The organism is Capnocytophaga sputigena, assembly GCF_900446695.1.
Classification (GTDB): domain Bacteria; phylum Bacteroidota; class Bacteroidia; order Flavobacteriales; family Flavobacteriaceae; genus Capnocytophaga; species Capnocytophaga sputigena.
In genome coordinates, this window is record NZ_UAVP01000007.1 from 369,537 (window position 1) to 387,573 (window position 18,037).

The following is an 18,037-nucleotide window of genomic DNA, read 5'->3' on the forward strand; positions in this document are numbered from 1 at the left end:
TACCCCCCTGACACCTGACCCCTGACCCCTGAAACCTAACCTCTACTCTGGCATTGCCTTCCATCGTTTGATAACTCCCGTATAGAGTCCTACAAACACAAGTGAAAGCAATATTCCAATTCCCCAAAGGATAAGTATTTTTATATCATTCTTAATAGGATCTAAATAATATTCTATAAACTCCCACAAATTGTACCTATCTTCTATAATTACAAAAGTAATAACTATAGCAGGAAAAAAGCCAAATAGAGAGGCATTCATTGCGATGCCTCGGTATAGTTTCTTTTTAGATGTAATTGATAGGAAAACCACCGATAGATAGCTAATCCATAGCAGGGATAAAGCAGCAAATATTTTGAATTTTATACTTGTGTCTACATATACAATAAGTGTTACTACTAAGGAAAGCAGCAAACACAACAATCCGCTAAATACAATAGAGAGTAACACTGTACGCAATGAGGTAATACGTACCGCAAAGAGTAATAATGTGAGTAAAAAAGCGATAATAATTATAAAGTTAATTTGCGCATCAAATTTTTCTATAAACACTCGCTCTTTTATAAGTGATGCATTATGAGCTATGTAATACTCTTCTCGCTGAGCTTCAGAAAATTGTTTCATTTCAGAATCGCTAATATACTCAGGATATTGTTGTAGCACACTGTGAAGGTAACTATCAGTATACCGCCAATATACTTTAGCTTTCTCGCCTGTCATAAATGAAAAACCAGTACTGATAATCCCCAAAATAACAGCGAAATACACTACAAAACGCCAAAACAATTGCCAACGACTCACAGGGTAGAAACGATCAAAAGCATTGTTTCTAAACAAATAGATAAACCACCCTACCAATAGCAAAACAATTATAATAAAGTTTAACAACATTGGTAAGCCATTAAACGAGTCCCCCCACGGGTAATACCCCTTACATAACTTTCCGTCGGTGAGCATTATAAATCCCAAAGCGAAAAAGACTAAATGAGATAAGAATATCAGTGGTAATAACAGTACCACCTGCGTATTCCAAATTGCTGGATAACGTTCTAATAAATATTTTTTCAATTTACAATTTACAATTTACAATTAATAATTAACAATTTACCCCCCCTGACACCTGACCCCTGACCACTGACACTCTACTCCGGCATTGCCTTCCATCGTTTGATAACTCCCGTATAGAGTCCTATAAACACAAGTGAAAGCAGTATTCCTCCTATCGAAACTATAAGTTCTTTTATATCGTACCAAAAGTAATAATAAACCTCCTCAGTAATTGATGAAGGATACCACCAATCATATCTCTCACAGATAGCTATTAGAGTAGTGATTGTTATAGGCAAAAAACCAAATAGTGAAATATTCATTGCAATACCTCGATATTGTTTTTTATCAGAGAAAATAGATAAAGCAATTATTGAAAGGTAAGTCAACCATAAAATTTCCAGCACTACATATACATCTCGCATTCCAAACATATTGCTACTCAAAACAAATATGAGCACTAAGCCGAGCAGCAAGCACAGCACTCCACCACAAACAATAGAGAGTAACACTGTACGCAACGAGGTAATACGTACAGCAAAGAGCAATAATGTGAGCACAAAAGTAGCTGTTGCAACCATTGTGATTTCCTCATCGTGCCCCACTATAAATAAACGTTCTTTGATATCTTTAGCATTGTTGGCTATGTGGTATTCCCTTTGTTGTGCTTCAGGAAGTCTCTCTACATCCTCAAAGTTAAAATTTTCAGGATATTGTCGTAATACATTGTGTATATAGCTGTCGGTGTATCGCCAATGCACTTTAGTATTCTCGCCTACCATAAATGAAAGTCCTGAACTGAGTATGCCTCCCATAATAAACAGATATATCACAAACTGCCTGAATAGTTGCCATCGGCTCACAGGGTAAAAGCGTTCAAAAGCATTATTCCTAAATAAGCGAATGAGCCATCCCACTAATAGCAATACAATGGCGATAAAGTTCATCACCATAGGCAAGCCTTCAAATCGGTTTCTCGAACTGAAATAATAGTTACCCATAGCCTCATCAGTAACCATAGTAAACCCCCACGTAAAAAAGAACAAGTGGGTCGCGAGAATAAGAGGCAACGCCCATATTAAATGGGTGTTCCAAACCAAAGGAAAGCGTTCTAATAAATATTTTTTCAATTGATAATGAGTGTTTTATAATTAATAACCTATACCTCCTAAAACCTAACACCTGACCCCTAACTCACAAAAAATCTCCTTGTACTAGCCGAAATATTTCGTATATAAGTGAGCTCTATTTTAGCTTTACCAAGAGCTTCTAACACAGTAGAATATTCTGTACCTTCAGCAAAATAAGCGATGTAAATACCTCCATTGTACTGCAATTTTTCAAGATTAAAAGTGCTAAATACTGCTAATAATTCCTCTCTGCTGTTAGTAGTGTCAATTTCTACGATGAGTGGGGTAGGGGTGTTCTCTTGGGTAGTCTCAACATTTTCGCGGTATTGTCCGTTTTTGAGGAAAATTACCTTGTCAGATATTTTTTCCACTTCAAAGAGTTGTTGAGAGCTCAATATCAAAGCGATAGGGTGATTTACTGAGTTGGCTATCATTTTGAGGTCTTCTAATATTACCTGTTGTGCCAATACATCTAAGTTCCCTAAAGGCTCGTCTAAAAGCAATAATTCTGGCTGACGTAATAGGGTGCGCGCTAATTCAAAACGCATTTTATACCCTGATGATAGCGCATTCCAGTTTAGATTGCGGTATTTCCACAAACCTAAACGGGCAATCATTAGCAGAGTGCGTGGTTCGTTTTCTTCAGCAGGGATACCATAGCACGCCAAAGTAAATTTGAGATTGTCTTTCAAACTACCATACCATTTGTCGGTGCGTTGGGGAATGTAAGCTAATTTAGTGCGTAAATCGTATTCATTAGTGGGCGTTTTTTTGAAGTAATAGGTTATTTCGCCCGAATTATAAGAGAGGTCGTGTGCTAAGATGCGCAAAAGGGTTGTTTTCCCATTGCCATTTTCACCTACTAAGCCATAAACTTGTCCTTTATTAATAGTAAGTGATACAGGACCTAATGAAAACATTCCCGAATTGTAGGTTTTTTTAATGTCTTTAGCAACAAGCACAGCTTTTTCAGTTATTACCTCCTCTACGGTGCATCGCCCTACTTCTTCAAGTAAGGCAGAAGCCTTTTCTGTAAGTTGATCCAACTCATTAGGATTGTTTTCCTTCCAGTTGGTAAGTTCTATAGCCTTTAGGTAGAGAGGCATTTGTTGTGTGTCGGCTACACAATCTAAGAGTTTGCGAAAGCCTAATTCAGTATCTTTTTGTGTAAAGAATTTAAGAGCGTCTTGCACGCGGAGTTGATGTTTTGTCATAAACGAATGGTTTGATGCGACAAAAGTAGTCAATAATTAGTAAATTAGCAAATTAACGATAAAAAAAATCACTTTCGTAACTTGTAATTCGCAATAATTTATTACCTTTGCGCTTATTAATTCTAAATTATAAAATTTTAATTGTAAGAATATGTCTCTAATAAAATCTATATCAGGCATTCGCGGTACTATAGGGGGAGTACCCGATGACAACTTAACCCCCATTGATGCTGTAAAATTTGCCGCTGCTTATGGCACTTGGCTCAAAAAACATATTTATAAAACCCGTGTGAAGGTGGTTGTAGGTCGCGATGCACGTATTTCGGGTGAAATGGTGCAGAATCTCGTCCAATACACCCTTGTAGGTTTAGGAATTGATGTGGTAGATATAGGCTTGAGTACCACCCCTACTGTGGAAGTGGCGGTTATTATGGAACAAGCCGATGGCGGTATTATCCTCACTGCCAGTCATAATCCTAAACAGTGGAATGCCCTCAAATTGCTGAACAACAAAGGTGAGTTTCTCAACGCTCAGGAAGGCGAAGAAATCTTGCGCATTGCTGCTGCCAATGAGTTTACTTTTGCCGAAGTAGATGCACTAGGGCATATCACTCACAACGATACTTATATACAACGCCATATCGATGCGGTGCTTTCGCTCTTGCCATTAGCAACTTTGGAAGCTATTCGCAAACGCAAATTCAAAGTAGCGGTCGATGCTGTAAACTCTACTGGAGGTATTGCTATCCCACTTTTGTTAGAACGCTTGGGTGCTGAGGTGGTACCACTCTACTGTGAACCTAACGGTCAGTTCCCGCATAATCCCGAACCTCTTAAAGAATATCTTTCTGATATTTGTGCTAAGGTATTGGAAGTAAAAGCCGATTTAGGGGTGGTGGTAGACCCCGATGTAGACCGCCTTGCGCTTATTACCGAAGAAGGCGAAATGTTTGGTGAAGAATATACCCTTGTTGCCTGCGCCGATTATTACCTCGGTAAAAAGAAAGGAAATGTGGTGTCTAATCTCTCCTCTTCACGTGCTTTGCGCGATATAGCCGAAAAACACGGGGTAGAATATGCAGCTGCTGCTGTTGGTGAGGTGAATGTAGTAACAAAAATGAAAGAAGTAAATGCTGTGATAGGAGGTGAAGGCAATGGTGGTGTCATTTTTCCCGAATTGCATTATGGTCGTGATGCCTTAGTGGGGGTAGTGTTTTTCCTCTCACTTTTGGTAGAAAAAGGTACTACTGTGAGCGCTTTGCGCCGTAGTTACCCTGCTTATTTTATGAGCAAAAATAAAATCCAACTCACTAGCAGACTTAATCCGGACAAGGTGTTGCACGCAATGCAAGAAAAGTACGCACACGAGCAAATCACCACTATCGACGGACTTAAAATTGATTTTCCTTTCAGCTGGGTACATTTGCGCAAATCGAATACCGAGCCGATTATCCGCATCTATACTGAGGCTAAAACCCAAGCAGAAGCCGATGCTTTAGCCACTCGCTTTATGGAGGAAATGGCAGCGATTAGTTAAGGTTGATTGCTTGATAATCAGTTGTACTCTTTTAACACTACATTTCCTTTGTAAAATACCCGCCCAACTAGTCCGAATTGTCCGACTCGTCTAACTTGTCCAATAAAATAAATTTTAGTACTTAATCAATTGTTAGGTAGTCCCCTAAGGACTAACAATTAACCCCTAATGAACTAACATCTAATAACTAACAATATGAAACAAATTTTATTATTCTGCTTTCTGTTTATAGGAAGCCTCTATGCACAAGAGTATGAAGTAACAGGAAAGGTTACTGATGTTTTTAATGAACCTTTACTTGGAGCTTCAGTACTCATCAAAGGAACTACCCAAGGAGTTACTACTGATTTTGATGGTAAATACACTATCAAAGTAAAGAATGGTGATATTTTAGAGTTTTCTTTTATAGGAATGAAAATCAAGCAAGTAAAATTTTCCGGACAGAAGATTATCAATGTAGTTTTAGAAGAAGATAATGTTGCACTTCAAGAAGTGGTGGTAACAAGTTATGAAACTGCAAAAAGGCGAGATGTAACTAGTTCTTCTATACGTATAAGAGGTGCAGGAAGTGTTAGTAGAAATTATCGAACAAAAAATAGCTATACTTTAAATAGTTCTCTCGAGACTTATAAAGCGATAGATGAAGGCGGCTTTAAGAAAACAACAAAAGACCCCGTAACTACTTTCTCTGCCGATGTAGATAGAGCTTCTTATAGCAATGTGCGCCGTATGCTCAACTACGGACAAAAGCCTCATAAAGATGCTGTGCGTATAGAGGAGCTTATCAACTATTTTGACTATGATTATGCTCCACCAGCCGAAGGAGGCAAAACCCCTTTGAAAGCTACTACCACGCTAAGTAGTTGTCCTTGGAATCCTGATAATTATCTGTTGCGCATTGGATTACAAGCAAAGAAAATAGATTTTACCAAAGCGCCACCTTCTAATATAGTATTTCTAATAGATACCTCAGGTTCTATGGATGAGCCCAATAAAATGCCTCTACTCAAAGCATCGTTCAAATTGCTTTTGGATAACTTACGTCCAGAAGATAGGATAGCGATTGTAGTTTATGCAAGCCAAACGGGTATCGCTTTACCTTCTACTCCAGCGAAAGAAAAAGAGAAAATCTCCAAAGTGATAGACGATTTGGTGGCTAGTGGATCTACTGCAGGAGGAGCAGGATTGCAAACTGCCTATGAAGTAGCCGAAAAAAACTTTTTACCCAAAGGTAATAACCGTATTATCTTGGCTACCGATGGTGATTTCAACGTAGGAATTTCTTCACGTGATGAACTACAACGTTTGGTAGAAGAGAAGCGCAATAATGGAATTTACATTTCGGTATTGGGCTATGGTATGGGTAATTACCGCGATGATATGGCAGAAACTATTGCCAACAAAGGGAATGGTAACTATGCTTATATCGATAATTTTACTGAAGCTAAAAAAGTATTGGTAAATGAATTTGGCGGTACGCTCTACACCGTAGCTAAAGATGTGAAATTACAATTAGAATTCAATCCTCAATACGTGAAAGAATACCGCTTGGTAGGCTATGAAAACCGCGCTTTAGCCAATGAGGATTTTGAAGACGACAAGAAAGATGCTGGTGAGATAGGTGCAGGACATACCGTAACTGCTTTGTATGAATTGATACCTGCCAAAGGTGCTACTACCGATGGGTTGCGCTATCAAAAACAAGTGAAAGAAGGATTTGCTAACGAATTAGCTTTCCTCAAAATACGCTATAAAGACCCTGTGGTAAAAGATGCTAAAAGTGTAGAAGAAAGCACTCCTATTCCTTTTTCTCTCACTGATCTCACCCAAACTGATGATGATTATCGCTTTGCTGCCGCTGTTGCCGAATGGGGAATGCTCCTAAGAAATTCTAAATACAAAGCAAAATCCTCATATAAACAAGTAATAGATTTAGCTAAGAATGCGATTGGAAAAGATGAAGAGGGCTATCGCAAAGAGTTCATTCGCTTGGTCGAACTTTCTGAAAAAATAAAATAATAAACTAATAAACAAACTAACAATAATGAAATATCCAATAACTTTAGGAATGCTTTTGCTTACGATGATTACAGCAAAAGCTCAAACGCTCGCCGAGCGTATTAATGCTAAAAATGCTACTTTAATTGATGTGCGTACCCCCGAAGAATTTGCTAAGGGTACAGCCGAAGGAGCAATTAATATCCCGTTGGAAGAAATAGGAACCCGATGGCAAGAATTAAAAGGAAAAGAGAATGTTGTACTCTTTTGTCGTAGGGGGATTCGTGCTGGCAAAGCACAAGATATCCTCAAGAAGCATAATATTGCAGCCGTGAATGGTAAAACAGTAGAGCATATAAAATCTTTGCAAAAAGTAAATTTAGCCGATAAACTTACTTTCCGCAATGATAAACAAACTACCTATTTTGTAAAAGATGGTCAAAATGTGAGACAAGTAGCCATAGCTTTAGGTGAAGGAGCTGTACTAAAAAAACATACTACTAATATTCCAGCAACCCTTATTATGGTAAAAGGAACTGTACGTTTTCTTATCAATGGTGAAGAAGTTGTTCTCAAAGACCTTGATACCTATCAAATCCCTGTAGATGTAGAACACGAAGTGATAGGAGTAGAGAAAGAAAATGTATTTATAGTAACCAAAGGAAATTAACTTCAAGTAACAAGTAATAGGTAACAAGTAACCACCAACACAAATTTGTGTTGCTGGTTACTTGTTATTACACTTTGCCAAAGTTGTTTGTTTTTTTAGAGTATGTTATGTAGGAATGCCAGCAATAGCTGGGTATGTGCTGCAAACGCCCCTACTAAATCATCAAATTGTTATCTGTCGCTCCTACAACTCCCACCACTCTCACTTTTCTAGATTGTCCTCCTTCAGAGGGGGCGGGGGTTAATCGCCAAATCATCACATTGCCAAATTGTCAATTAATCTCACACCTTCTGCGTATACCACTATAAAAGCGCGATACTCTTTGCCTGCTTCTTTTGTAGTGATATGTTGCAAGGTATGAGCATCAGTGATGGTAAAATACTCTAAGGTGAAATCAGGCTCTTTTGCAAAAGTATCTACCACCCACGCTTCTACTTCAGCAGGTGTATGAGTGGCAAAACGCTCTTTGGCAGCCAAAAGAGTGCGATAGATAAATGAAGCGCGCTGTGTCATAGCTTCACTTAGCAGAGCATTGCGTGAGCTGAGGGCTAACCCTTCACTATTGCGCACGATAGGGCAGGGAACAATAGTCACTGGTAAGCCTGTTTGTCGTACCATTTGCTGGATAATGAGCAGTTGTTGGTAGTCTTTTTCACCAAAGTAAGCTCTGTTGGGCATTACAATCTCAAAAAGTTTTTTAACAATCGTACCTACACCATCAAAATGCCCAGGTCGTGAACTGCCTTCCATTACTTTGTCTAATCCTGCAAAGTCAAAAGGTTGAGCCACTACCTCTTCACCGTAAATATCATCAACGGTAGGGGCAAATATAATTACCTCTTCACTGTATTGGGCAATCTTCTCAGCATCTGCTGTTAGGGTACGCGGATATTTCTCTAAATCCGTAGGATTATTGAACTGTGTAGGGTTCACAAAAATGCTCACAACTGCTATATCATTCTCTTTTTTAGCTTTTTTTATGAGTGATAAATGTCCGTCGTGTAAAGCGCCCATAGTAGGTACTAAACCTATTGTTTTTCCTTGATTTTTAAGGGTTTCCATAAGTGAATGGAGTTCCTTTTGCTGTGTGTAAATCATCGGTATAAAATCTTTTTTGGGTGCAAACTTATATAATTTTATGGATATGTGCATATTTTTTTGTACTTTTGTGCCTTCTAAGAGCAAAATAAATTAAAGAAATACTCTTTATGAAAGATAAAAAAGTACTCTACGTGTCGTCGGAAGTATTGCCTTATTCGCCTTATAGTGAGTTGGCTAAAATGTCGTTTGAAACCCCTAGAATGGTGAATACTAACGGCGGACAAATACGTATTTTTATGCCTAAGTTTGGTAATATCAACGAGCGTCGTCACCAGTTGCACGAGGTGATACGCCTATCAGGTATGAATATTGTTATCAACGACATCGATGTGCCGCTCATTATCAAAGTAGCCTCTATCCCCAAAGAACGCATTCAAGTGTACTTTATTGATAATGATGAGTATTTCGCACGTACTGGCACACTCTTTGATGAGGAAAACAATATGTATCCGGATAACGATGAGCGCTGTATCTTCTTTGCAAAAGGCATTGTAGAAACAGTTAAAAAACTCAATTGGTTACCCGATATCATCCATATACACGGTTGGGTTTCTGCTTTGTTGCCTCTTTATTTACGCACTTACTACAAAGATGAACCTATCTTTTCCGAAAGCAAAATTATTACCTCTGTGTTTGATAGTGATTACGAAGGCGCTCTCGATGCCTCACTTATCAATAAAGTAGCTTTTGATGGCATTAGTAAAAAAACAATTGACCCCCTCAAAAATCCTACTTACTACAACCTGATGCGTATCGCTATCAAGCATTCTGATGGCGTAATTGTAGTGAGCGAAGATATGCCCGAAGATTTTAAAACTTATCTCAAAAACTTAAGAAAACCAGTGATTTATAACAGCGATAAAGAAACTTTCCAAGATTCCTATCGCGATTTTTACACTAAAATACTAAAGAAATAACAGCAAACGAATGAATAATACTTACAAATTACTTTTTTTCCTTACTGTACTAACACTTTTTAGCGCTTGTTCTTCCGATGATTTCAACGAAATAGATGGCGCACTTCTCAAAAATCCTAACTACGAAACCAACGTGTTCACAGCTACTATTTCAGTGAACCAAGTCAAACAAACTGCCGTACAAACCAATGGTTTAGGAGGATATTTGCTCGGGCAATACACTCAAGCTCCTTTTGGTACTAAATCGGCTACTATTGTTGCACAAGTAGGGCTTCCAGCCGCTAATCCTTCTTTTGGTAGCAAAACTCAAGCACTAGAAATTAGTGAAAATAAACCTGAAAATGAAAAGGTGATGAATGCTTATTTGTATATCCCTTTCTTCAATCCCAATAGTTCAAGCAACAATGCTACCTATAGCCAAAATGTTGAATATCAATTAGATTCCATCTATGGCGACAAAAGTGCTTCTTTTCGTGTAGAAGTGAAAGAAACTAACTACTTCCTCAGCGATATAGGTACCGACCTAAAATCAAAAGTCTATTATTCTAATAATACTGATATACTCACAAACTTAGGTAGCTCAATAGTTTCAACCACTACTTCAGCTACAACTATTAGTAATAAGGCAATCGCTCGTTTCCAGTTTGATGATCCCAAAACTACTGCCGATGAATCTAAAACTGTACACGATGTCTTAGCCCCTGGTTTGCGTATTCCTCTTAGTACTTCTTTCTTTCAATCTAAAATATTAGACAAAGAAGGTAGTAGTGAATTAGCAAGTGTTACCGACTTTAAAAAGTATTTTAAAGGAATACAAGTCAGTGCCTCTAACTTCTCTAAAGATGTGATGATGCTCCTCAATATGGCAAATGCCAAAATACAGTTGGAGTATAGTTATACCGCTTATGTAAGTGGTAGCACAGCTACTAAAACTCAGTACAGCCGTTATGATTTGCCTCTCAATGGTATTGCTGTAAACCTTTTCAACAATGCAGGCGAAAGTCTTACGGATACTAGTAAAACTTATTTGAGTGGTGCTTTAGGGCAAACTGCTTCTATTACTATTTCAGATACCGATATTGCTCGTATCAAATCTGAAAAATGGTTAGTTACCGATGCGAGCTTGTTCTTTTATGTAGATGAAAGCGTGACTTATAGCAAAACTCCTGAACGCCTTTATATTTATAATGCTCAAACGGGGGCTGTGTTAGCCGATTATCAGTACGACCCTACCGCTAACAACACTACTTCAGCCTATTCACACTTGGTGCATTTAGGGAAATTACAAAAAGAAAATGGGGTAGGTAAATATTACCAACTAAGGATTACTAACCATATTCTTAATATGGTAACAAATAATACTACTAATGTTCCTTTAGCAATTGCTATAGGGTCTAATATAAAGCAAACTACAGCAGGTAGTTATAAAAGTGCAAGTGGTGAAGGCAAAATTGCCAATACAGCCCTTGCTACCCCTTTAGGAGTAGTGATTAAAGATGTAAAATTGATTGTCAACTATACCAAAGTAAAATAAGTATGGACTTAAGAGACCAACTTAAAAATCTTTTCCCCGACCATATAGAAGAGGAAGTACCTCAAGAAACACCATCTACTATATGGTTGCAAGATGAACCTCTACTTTGTAAATACGAGAAGCGCAAAGGCAAACCTGTAACAGTAATCGAAGGTTATAACGGAGCCGATAGCGATTTCAAAATATTAGCTAAAGAACTAAAAACATACCTTGGAGTGGGCGGAACAATAAAAGATGATACGATTCTCATACAAGGTGATTACCGCGATACTATTATGCAACTCCTTAAAGAAAAAGGATTTAAAGTAAAACGCGTAGGAGGTTAAAGATAATTAACAATTCATAATTAACAATTATAATATGAAATTATTAGAAGGAAAAACAGCTATTATCACTGGTGCTAGTCGTGGTATCGGTCGTGGTATAGCCGAAGTGTTTGCCGCTCACGGAGCGAATATTGCTTTTTCATATAGCTCATCGGTAGATGCTGCAAAAGCTCTAGAAAAAGAATTAGCTGCACAAGGTGTAAAAGTGAAAGGCTATCAAAGTGATGCCTCCAACTTTGCACAATCACAAGAATTTGTCGATGCCGTTGTTGCTGAGTTTGGCACCGTTGATATCCTTGTAAACAACGCTGGTATCACCAAAGACAACTTGCTAATGCGCATCAGCGAAGAGGATTTCGATAAAGTAATTGAAGTAAACCTCAAATCAGTGTTTAATATGACCAAAGCAGTACAACGTGTGATGCTCAAACAGCGCAAAGGCTCTATTATCAATATGAGTAGCGTGGTAGGGGTAAAAGGTAATGCTGGTCAGTCTAACTATGCAGCCTCTAAAGCGGGAATTATCGGTTTTACTAAATCTATAGCTTTAGAATTGGGGTCTCGTAACATCCGTTGCAATGCTATTGCACCAGGATTTATAGAAACTGAAATGACAGCTGTGCTTGATGAAAAAGTAGTACAAGGATGGCGTGATGCTATTCCTCTTAAACGTGGCGGACAGCCAGAAGATGTAGCCAATGCTTGCGTGTTTTTAGCCTCCGATATGTCGGCTTATATCACTGGGCAAGTGCTCAATGTAGATGGCGGAATGCTCACATAATTTTGTTATATCAGAAAAACTTTTTACTTTTGCCGAATGTTAATGAAAAAATATATCATCATCGGTCTGCTCGGTGTGCTTTTTGCCTCCTGTGGTGAGTACCAAAAAGCTCTGAAATCTACAGATGGGAGCGTAAAATACATAGAAGCTGAAAAGCTCTATAAGGCTAAAAAATACAAAAAAGCGAATCGCCTTTTTGAACAAATAGCCTCAGAATATGCAGGAAAACCTCAAGGGGAACGCATCTACTATATGTATGGTGACGCTTGTTATCAACTCAAGCAGTACAGTTTAGCTTCCTATCAGTTCGAACGTTTGCAGAAATTGTATCCTCGTAGTGAAAAAGCTACCGAAGCCTCCTTTTTAGAAGCAAAATCGCTTTACTTAGAAACACCTAAATATAGTGTAGATCAAACCTATACTTATCAGGCTCTCGAAAAATTGCAGTACTTTTTGGATAGATACCCTAATAGTGAGTATACCAAAGAGGCTAACGAACTTACCTTAGATTTGGTAACACGTTTAGAGAAAAAAGATTTTGAAATTGCCAAACAGTATGATAAAATACGCGACTATCAGGCTGCAATGAAATCGTTAGATAATTTCTTGACCAATAACCCTGGAAGTCCTTTCAGAGAAGAAGCCCTATACACCCGTTTGCACTCAGCCTATGAGTGGGCGATCAATAGTGTCGAAAGCAAAAAAGAAGAACGCCTCAATACAGCTAAAGAAGCCTACGACAACTTGTTGCGCGCTTATCCTGAAAGCAAATTCAAAAAGGAAGCTGAGAATATGCTTGCTAAAATTAATACATCACTAAAAAGTTTTACATCACAAAAATAATTACATTATGGATTTTAAAAAAATAGATGCTCCTACCTCTACGGTTACTTACAACAAATCGGCTATAGAAGCACCTACTGGTAATATTTACGAGGCGATCTCTATTATTGCCAAACGTGCTAACCAAATAAACGCCGAAATTAAAAAAGAATTGGTAGAAAAGTTAGAGGCTTTTGCTACTAATAACGACAGTTTAGAGGAAATCTTTGAGAACAAAGAGCAAATAGAAGTATCTCGTTTCTACGAGCGTTTGCCTAAACCTCAAGCCATTGCTGTAAAAGAATGGTTAGATGGTAAGGTATACTACCGTGAAACCGAATAAAAATGGGTATTTATAAATTGTTTGTTAGGCTTTAAGTAGTAAGCTATCGCTTGCCGTTTAAAGCCTTTTTCAATCTGTTTAATTATGAATATAGTACTTGGTATTACAGCAGGAATTGCCGCCTACAAAACGCCTCAATTGGTACGTTTGCTCACTAAAAAAGGACATAATGTAAAGGTTATCCTTACCGAAAATGCGAAAGAGTTCGTAACACCTCTTACTCTCAGTACAGTGTCTAAAAATCAGGTGCTTACGAGTTTTTCATCTCCTGAGGGCGATTGGCATAGTCACGTGGAGTTAGCACTCTGGGCAGATAGAATGCTCATCGCTCCTGCTACTGCCAATACCATTGCTAAAATGGCTCACGGGGTATGTGATAATCTGCTGTTAGCTACTTATTTTTCCGCTAAAGCACCCGTATTCATAGCTCCCGCAATGGATTTGGATATGTATGCCCACCCCACGGTTACCGAGAATTTAGCAAAATTAGCATCCTATGGCAATCATATTATTCCCGCAACTTATGGTGAACTCGCTAGCGGACTTGTAGGACAGGGACGTATGGCTGAACCTGAAGATATAATACTGTTTTTAGAGAATACGCTCTCCGAAAATCTTCCTCTTAAAGGTAAAAAAATACTTATCACCGCTGGTCCTACTTACGAGGCTATCGACCCCGTGCGATTTATAGGAAACTTCTCCTCTGGCAAAATGGGGATTGCTCTTGCTAATGAAGCCGTACGACAAGGCGCTGAAGTACATTTAGTGTTAGGACCTTCTTCCGAAAAAAATATTCACTCACAAATACACTTACATCGTGTGGTAAGTGCTCAGCAAATGTATGAAGCTGCTGTAACCGAATTTTCTACTTGTGATATCGCTATCCTCGCCGCAGCCGTCGCCGACTATACGCCTGAATTTGTAGCTCCCGAAAAAATTAAAAAGAAAGGCGGTAACCTCAGTTTAACTTTAGTTCCTACCGTCGATATATTAGCTTCTTTGGGTAAAATCAAAACTACTCAAACGCTTATAGGCTTTGCTTTAGAAACTGAAAATGAGGTGGCTAATGCCCAAACCAAATTGGAGAAAAAAAACTTAAATGGCATTGTACTCAACTCATTGCGCGATGCAGGGGCAGGTTTTGGTACCGATACTAATAAAGTTACTTTTATTACTAAAGAAACACAAATCAGTTTTCCTTTAAAAACTAAAGAAGAAGTTGCTAAAGATATTTTGGCGCAAATATTTGGCATTCTTATAGAAAAGTAATATCTTTGTACTTTCAATCTTATAAAAATAAAATAAATGAAAGCATACATCTTCCCTGGTCAAGGAGCCCAATTTGTAGGTATGGGGCTTGACTTATATGAAAAATCTGCCGAAGCTAAAGCGCTTTTTGAAGCGGCTAATGGCATTCTTGGATTCTCTATTACCGATATAATGTTCAGTGGTACTGATGAAGACCTCAAACAAACTAAAGTTACCCAGCCTGCTATATTCTTGCACTCAGTAATCCTTAGCAAGGTGCTCGGTAAAAATTTTGCTCCTCAAATGGTTGCAGGACATTCATTAGGTGAATTTTCTGCTTTAGTAGCCAATGGGGCTCTCTCATTTGAAGATGGTTTGCAATTAGTAGCCAAGCGTGCTGCTGCTATGCAAAAGGCTTGCGAATTACAACCTGGTACAATGGCTGCCGTATTGGGTTTAGAGGATGCTAAAGTGGAAGAACTTTGTGCTACAGTCGATGGGATTGTAACTCCTGCCAACTATAATTGCCCAGGTCAGTTGGTGATTTCAGGCGAACTCAAAGCTGTAGAGGCGGCTTGCGAAAAGATGAAAGAAGCAGGCGCTAAACGCGCTCTTGTTCTTCCCGTAGGTGGTGCATTCCACTCAGTACTGATGAAACCTGCTGAAGAAGAATTAGCTGCAGCAATTGAGCAAACAACATTCCACAAGCCGTTATGCCCTGTTTATCAAAATGTAACCACTACAGCCGTAAGCGATGAAAATGCTATCAAAACCAACCTTATCAAGCAACTTACCGCTCCTGTGAAATGGACACAAAGCGTACAACAAATGATTGCTGATGGCGCTACCGAATTTATTGAAGTAGGACCTGGTAAAGTACTACAAGGTTTGGTGAAAAAGATAAATAAAGAGGCTGTGGTAGCCTCGGCTGAACTATGATACAAGTAGAAAATTTACATAAATCTTTCAATGGAACTGAAGTGCTGAAAGGCATTTCCACCGTATTTGAAAAAGGCAAAACAAATCTTATTATTGGGCAAAGTGGTTCAGGAAAAACAGTATTCCTCAAATCACTCTTAGGACTCTTCACCCCCGATTCAGGTGATATCATCTACGATGGGGTAAAATACGCCGATATGAAACGCAAAGAACAAGTAGCCCTCCGCCAAAAAATGGGAATGGTATTTCAAGGTAGTGCCTTATTCGACTCGATGACGGTGCTCGAAAATGTGATGTTTCCTTTGAAGATGTTTTCCCAAAAATCAGCTGATGAAATCCGTGAACGCGCTGATATAGTGCTCAGCAGGGTGAATTTGGTAAATGCCGAAAACAAATTGCCTTCCGAAATTTCTGGAGGTATGCAAAAACGGGTGGCTATTGCTCGTGCAATTGTAAATAATCCTAACTACTTGTTCTGCGACGAACCTAACTCAGGTCTCGATCCAAAAACTTCTATCGTAATAGATAACCTTATTCAGGAAATTACCCAAGAGTTCAATATCACTACTGTAATCAATACTCACGATATGAACTCCGTAATGGAAATAGGGGCTAAGATTGTTTTCTTGAAAAATGGATACAAAGAGTGGGAAGGTTCTAAAGATACTATTTTCCGTACAGACAATGAAGCCGTTACCGATTTCGTGTATTCATCGGAACTCTTCAAAAAAGTGCGAAAGGCGTATTTGGAAGAACACGTCTAAATTACAACTCTTTTGTCCGTATTTAGCAAATAATTACTATCTTTGCACCCACTAAAAAAACTTAAAAACAATTTATTAAAATGACAAAACACAAGTACACCAGATCGCAAACTAGTTTGCACCCTGAAATCATTGACCTATTGAACGACCAAGTAAGTAAAGAAGCTGAAGCAAGCTCTCTCTATTTAGCTATGGCTTCTTGGGCTGAATATAATGGCTACTCTCGCAGTGCCGAGTTCTTTTATGACCACGCTGTAGAAGAAAGAGATCACATGATGAAAATCTTCCGCTTCCTCAACGAAAATGGCGCACGTGCTTTTGCTCCTAAAGTAGGTGAGGTACAACAAGAATTTGATTCACTTAAAGAAGTTTACGAAAAAACTTTGGAACACGAAATCAAAGTTACTCAATCTATCTTCGCGATCTTCAAAAAAGCACGCCAAGTAGATGATTACGCTTCCGAAAACTTCTTGCAATGGTTCGTTCAAGAACAGTTAGAAGAAGAACGTTTGGTACACTCTATCCTCGACCTCTTCGAATTCTACAACGAGAACGATTCGCCTATAGCTCTCAAACTTATCGACGAACGTATTCCTTTAGACGAAAAATAATGATTTTAGTAACTGGCGGAACAGGGCTGATTGGCAGCCGCTTGCTTTTTTACCTTACTCAAAACAAGGCGCATAAAGTAAGGGCTATCTATCGCAGTGCCCATTCGTTAGAGAAAGTCGAACAACTTTTTATACAACAATCCCCCAATGGAGCGGAACAATTCCGCTCTATTGAGTGGGTACAAACCGATATAAGTAACATTCCAGCGCTTGAACAAGCATTTGCGAATGTTACTTTTGTTTTTCATTGTGCAGGCTTTATCTCTTTCCAACCTAAAGATTTTGCTCAACTCCTCAAAGTGAATGTAGAGGGAACGGCTAATATTGTAAACTTGTGTATTGATTTTAAGGTAAAAAAACTCTGTTATGTAAGTTCTGTAGCTACCCTTTCTGCCTTGCCTCACACACCTATTGACGAGGAAAACGATTGGAATAATGAGGAAAATAATACCGATTATGCTATCAGTAAGAATGGCGGTGAGATGGAAGTATGGCGTGGCTCTCAAGAAGGATTGCCAGTAGTTATTGTAAATCCTTCAGTGGTGTTAGGTGCTGATTTCTACGAGCAAGGATCTGGTTTATTGTTCAAAAAAGTAGCTAACGGACTAAAATATTACCCCACAGGAGGTACAGGCTTTGTGGCGGTAGATGATGTGGTACGTGCAATGATTGCCTTACAATTCTCCGAAGTTACGGGAGAACGCTTTGTGCTGAATACGGCTAACCTTACTTATCAATCAGTTTTTGAAAAGATAGCCAAAGGATTAGGAGTGAAAGCTCCTACTAAAAAGATTTCACATAAAGTATTGCGTCGTTTGGCGCGTTTAGACGGCTTTTTAAGTTTCTTGGGTATTAAAAAGCGAACCCTCACTCTACAAACAGCCGATGCTCTCGGATTGGTAACCACTTATAATGGTGATAAAATTAAAAAGTTTGTTGATTTTCAATACAGTGACATTGATGAAGTAATCCAAGGAATTTGTCATAAAATAACGTGAGTTAGATATAACAGAATGTTGATTTACAGCACTGTATCACAATTTATTTACAAAATA

18 protein-coding genes are annotated in these 18,037 nt (G+C 38.5%); 14 read left to right on the plus strand and 4 right to left on the minus strand.

The window, feature by feature from the left end:
- Positions 1-42 precede the first annotated feature (42 nt).
- The 3 genes from DR017_RS05590 to DR017_RS05600 form a co-directional block, all read right to left on the minus strand.
- The gene (locus tag DR017_RS05590) at positions 43-1,068 is read right to left on the minus strand and encodes a hypothetical protein (protein ID WP_002677180.1); all 1,026 of its coding nucleotides are present in this window, start codon (positions 1,066-1,068) and stop codon (positions 43-45) included.
- A 74-nt stretch (positions 1,069-1,142) separates the two neighbouring features.
- Positions 1,143-2,177 carry a hypothetical protein gene (locus DR017_RS05595; RefSeq protein WP_002677562.1) on the minus strand — a complete coding sequence of 345 codons (1,035 nt, stop codon included), beginning with the start codon at positions 2,175-2,177 and terminating at the stop codon, positions 1,143-1,145.
- A gap of 59 nt (positions 2,178-2,236) precedes the next feature.
- The gene (locus DR017_RS05600) at positions 2,237-3,391 is read right to left on the minus strand and encodes an ATP-binding cassette domain-containing protein (RefSeq protein WP_002677453.1); all 1,155 of its coding nucleotides are present in this window, start codon (positions 3,389-3,391) and stop codon (positions 2,237-2,239) included.
- Between the two features lie 151 nt (positions 3,392-3,542).
- Between DR017_RS05600 and glmM the strand changes: the two genes are divergently transcribed.
- From glmM to DR017_RS05615, 3 genes are all read left to right on the plus strand, one after another.
- The gene (gene glmM, locus DR017_RS05605; RefSeq protein WP_002677229.1) at positions 3,543-4,928 is read left to right on the plus strand and encodes a phosphoglucosamine mutase; all 1,386 of its coding nucleotides are present in this window, start codon (positions 3,543-3,545) and stop codon (positions 4,926-4,928) included.
- A gap of 195 nt (positions 4,929-5,123) precedes the next feature.
- Positions 5,124-6,947 carry a vWA domain-containing protein gene (locus DR017_RS05610; RefSeq protein ID WP_002677484.1) on the plus strand — a complete coding sequence of 608 codons (1,824 nt, stop codon included), beginning with the start codon at positions 5,124-5,126 and terminating at the stop codon, positions 6,945-6,947.
- Positions 6,948-6,972: 25 nt separating this feature from the next.
- Positions 6,973-7,596, plus strand: a complete 624-nt coding sequence (locus DR017_RS05615) for a rhodanese-like domain-containing protein (RefSeq protein ID WP_002677538.1) — start codon at positions 6,973-6,975, stop codon at positions 7,594-7,596.
- Between the two features lie 255 nt (positions 7,597-7,851).
- Here DR017_RS05615 and panC read toward each other — a convergent pair whose 3' ends face one another.
- Positions 7,852-8,748, minus strand: coding sequence for a pantoate--beta-alanine ligase (gene panC / locus DR017_RS05620; RefSeq protein WP_002677163.1), 897 nt, complete (start codon positions 8,746-8,748; stop codon positions 7,852-7,854).
- A gap of 56 nt (positions 8,749-8,804) precedes the next feature.
- On the opposite strand from panC, the gene DR017_RS05625 reads away from it, so the two are divergent.
- The 11 genes from DR017_RS05625 (at position 8,805) to DR017_RS05675 (ending at position 17,980) form a co-directional block, all read left to right on the plus strand.
- Entirely contained in the window at positions 8,805-9,614 is an 810-nt protein-coding gene (locus DR017_RS05625) for a glycogen/starch synthase (RefSeq protein ID WP_002677247.1), read from the plus strand.
- Between the two features lie 10 nt (positions 9,615-9,624).
- A complete protein-coding gene (locus DR017_RS05630; protein WP_002677588.1) occupies positions 9,625-11,148 on the plus strand; it encodes a DUF4270 domain-containing protein in 1,524 nt (507 codons plus the stop codon).
- Between the two features lie 2 nt (positions 11,149-11,150).
- Positions 11,151-11,474 (plus strand): translation initiation factor, encoded by a 324-nt coding sequence (locus DR017_RS05635; protein WP_002677555.1) that lies wholly within the window; start codon positions 11,151-11,153, stop codon positions 11,472-11,474.
- A 34-nt stretch (positions 11,475-11,508) separates the two neighbouring features.
- On the plus strand, positions 11,509-12,255 hold the full coding sequence (gene fabG / locus DR017_RS05640) for a 3-oxoacyl-[acyl-carrier-protein] reductase (protein WP_002677431.1): 747 nt from the start codon (positions 11,509-11,511) through the stop codon (positions 12,253-12,255).
- A gap of 36 nt (positions 12,256-12,291) precedes the next feature.
- On the plus strand, positions 12,292-13,098 hold the full coding sequence (locus DR017_RS05645) for an outer membrane protein assembly factor BamD (protein WP_002677223.1): 807 nt from the start codon (positions 12,292-12,294) through the stop codon (positions 13,096-13,098).
- A gap of 7 nt (positions 13,099-13,105) precedes the next feature.
- Positions 13,106-13,420 (plus strand): DNA-directed RNA polymerase subunit omega, encoded by a 315-nt coding sequence (locus DR017_RS05650; protein WP_002677367.1) that lies wholly within the window; start codon positions 13,106-13,108, stop codon positions 13,418-13,420.
- An 84-nt stretch (positions 13,421-13,504) separates the two neighbouring features.
- Entirely contained in the window at positions 13,505-14,689 is a 1,185-nt protein-coding gene (gene coaBC, locus DR017_RS05655; protein WP_002677521.1) for a bifunctional phosphopantothenoylcysteine decarboxylase/phosphopantothenate--cysteine ligase CoaBC, read from the plus strand.
- A gap of 36 nt (positions 14,690-14,725) precedes the next feature.
- Complete coding sequence (gene fabD, locus DR017_RS05660; protein WP_002677346.1) at positions 14,726-15,607, plus strand: ACP S-malonyltransferase; 882 nt, start codon at positions 14,726-14,728, stop codon at positions 15,605-15,607.
- Entirely contained in the window at positions 15,604-16,371 is a 768-nt protein-coding gene (locus DR017_RS05665) for an ABC transporter ATP-binding protein (protein WP_002677316.1), read from the plus strand. The genes fabD and DR017_RS05665 overlap by 4 nt, the downstream gene beginning before the upstream one ends.
- A gap of 80 nt (positions 16,372-16,451) precedes the next feature.
- A complete protein-coding gene (locus DR017_RS05670; RefSeq protein ID WP_040360619.1) occupies positions 16,452-16,982 on the plus strand; it encodes a ferritin in 531 nt (176 codons plus the stop codon).
- Positions 16,982-17,980, plus strand: a complete 999-nt coding sequence (locus DR017_RS05675) for an NAD-dependent epimerase/dehydratase family protein (protein WP_002677532.1) — start codon at positions 16,982-16,984, stop codon at positions 17,978-17,980. Before DR017_RS05670 ends, DR017_RS05675 begins: the two co-directional genes overlap by 1 nt.
- The last annotated feature ends 57 nt before the right edge of the window (positions 17,981-18,037 follow it).

What these genes read in the sequence shown, in the direction of transcription:
- fabG (WP_002677431.1), top strand. Translation starts at nt 11,509, where the DNA reads ATGAAATTATTAGAAGGAAAAACAGCTATTATCACTGGTGCTAGTCGT.
- DR017_RS05635 (WP_002677555.1), top strand. Translation starts at nt 11,151, where the DNA reads ATGGACTTAAGAGACCAACTTAAAAATCTTTTCCCCGACCATATAGAA.
- fabD (WP_002677346.1), top strand. Translation starts at nt 14,726, where the DNA reads ATGAAAGCATACATCTTCCCTGGTCAAGGAGCCCAATTTGTAGGTATG.
- coaBC (WP_002677521.1), top strand. Translation starts at nt 13,505, where the DNA reads ATGAATATAGTACTTGGTATTACAGCAGGAATTGCCGCCTACAAAACG.
- DR017_RS05610 (WP_002677484.1), top strand. Translation starts at nt 5,124, where the DNA reads ATGAAACAAATTTTATTATTCTGCTTTCTGTTTATAGGAAGCCTCTAT.
- DR017_RS05625 (WP_002677247.1), top strand. Translation starts at nt 8,805, where the DNA reads ATGAAAGATAAAAAAGTACTCTACGTGTCGTCGGAAGTATTGCCTTAT.
- DR017_RS05665 (WP_002677316.1), top strand. Translation starts at nt 15,604, where the DNA reads ATGATACAAGTAGAAAATTTACATAAATCTTTCAATGGAACTGAAGTG.
- DR017_RS05600 (WP_002677453.1), bottom strand. Translation starts at nt 3,391, where the DNA reads ATGACAAAACATCAACTCCGCGTGCAAGACGCTCTTAAATTCTTTACA.
- DR017_RS05630 (WP_002677588.1), top strand. Translation starts at nt 9,625, where the DNA reads ATGAATAATACTTACAAATTACTTTTTTTCCTTACTGTACTAACACTT.
- DR017_RS05670 (WP_040360619.1), top strand. Translation starts at nt 16,452, where the DNA reads ATGACAAAACACAAGTACACCAGATCGCAAACTAGTTTGCACCCTGAA.
- glmM (WP_002677229.1), top strand. Translation starts at nt 3,543, where the DNA reads ATGTCTCTAATAAAATCTATATCAGGCATTCGCGGTACTATAGGGGGA.
- DR017_RS05675 (WP_002677532.1), top strand. Translation starts at nt 16,982, where the DNA reads ATGATTTTAGTAACTGGCGGAACAGGGCTGATTGGCAGCCGCTTGCTT.
- DR017_RS05615 (WP_002677538.1), top strand. Translation starts at nt 6,973, where the DNA reads ATGAAATATCCAATAACTTTAGGAATGCTTTTGCTTACGATGATTACA.
- panC (WP_002677163.1), bottom strand. Translation starts at nt 8,748, where the DNA reads ATGCACATATCCATAAAATTATATAAGTTTGCACCCAAAAAAGATTTT.
- DR017_RS05645 (WP_002677223.1), top strand. Translation starts at nt 12,292, where the DNA reads ATGTTAATGAAAAAATATATCATCATCGGTCTGCTCGGTGTGCTTTTT.
- DR017_RS05650 (WP_002677367.1), top strand. Translation starts at nt 13,106, where the DNA reads ATGGATTTTAAAAAAATAGATGCTCCTACCTCTACGGTTACTTACAAC.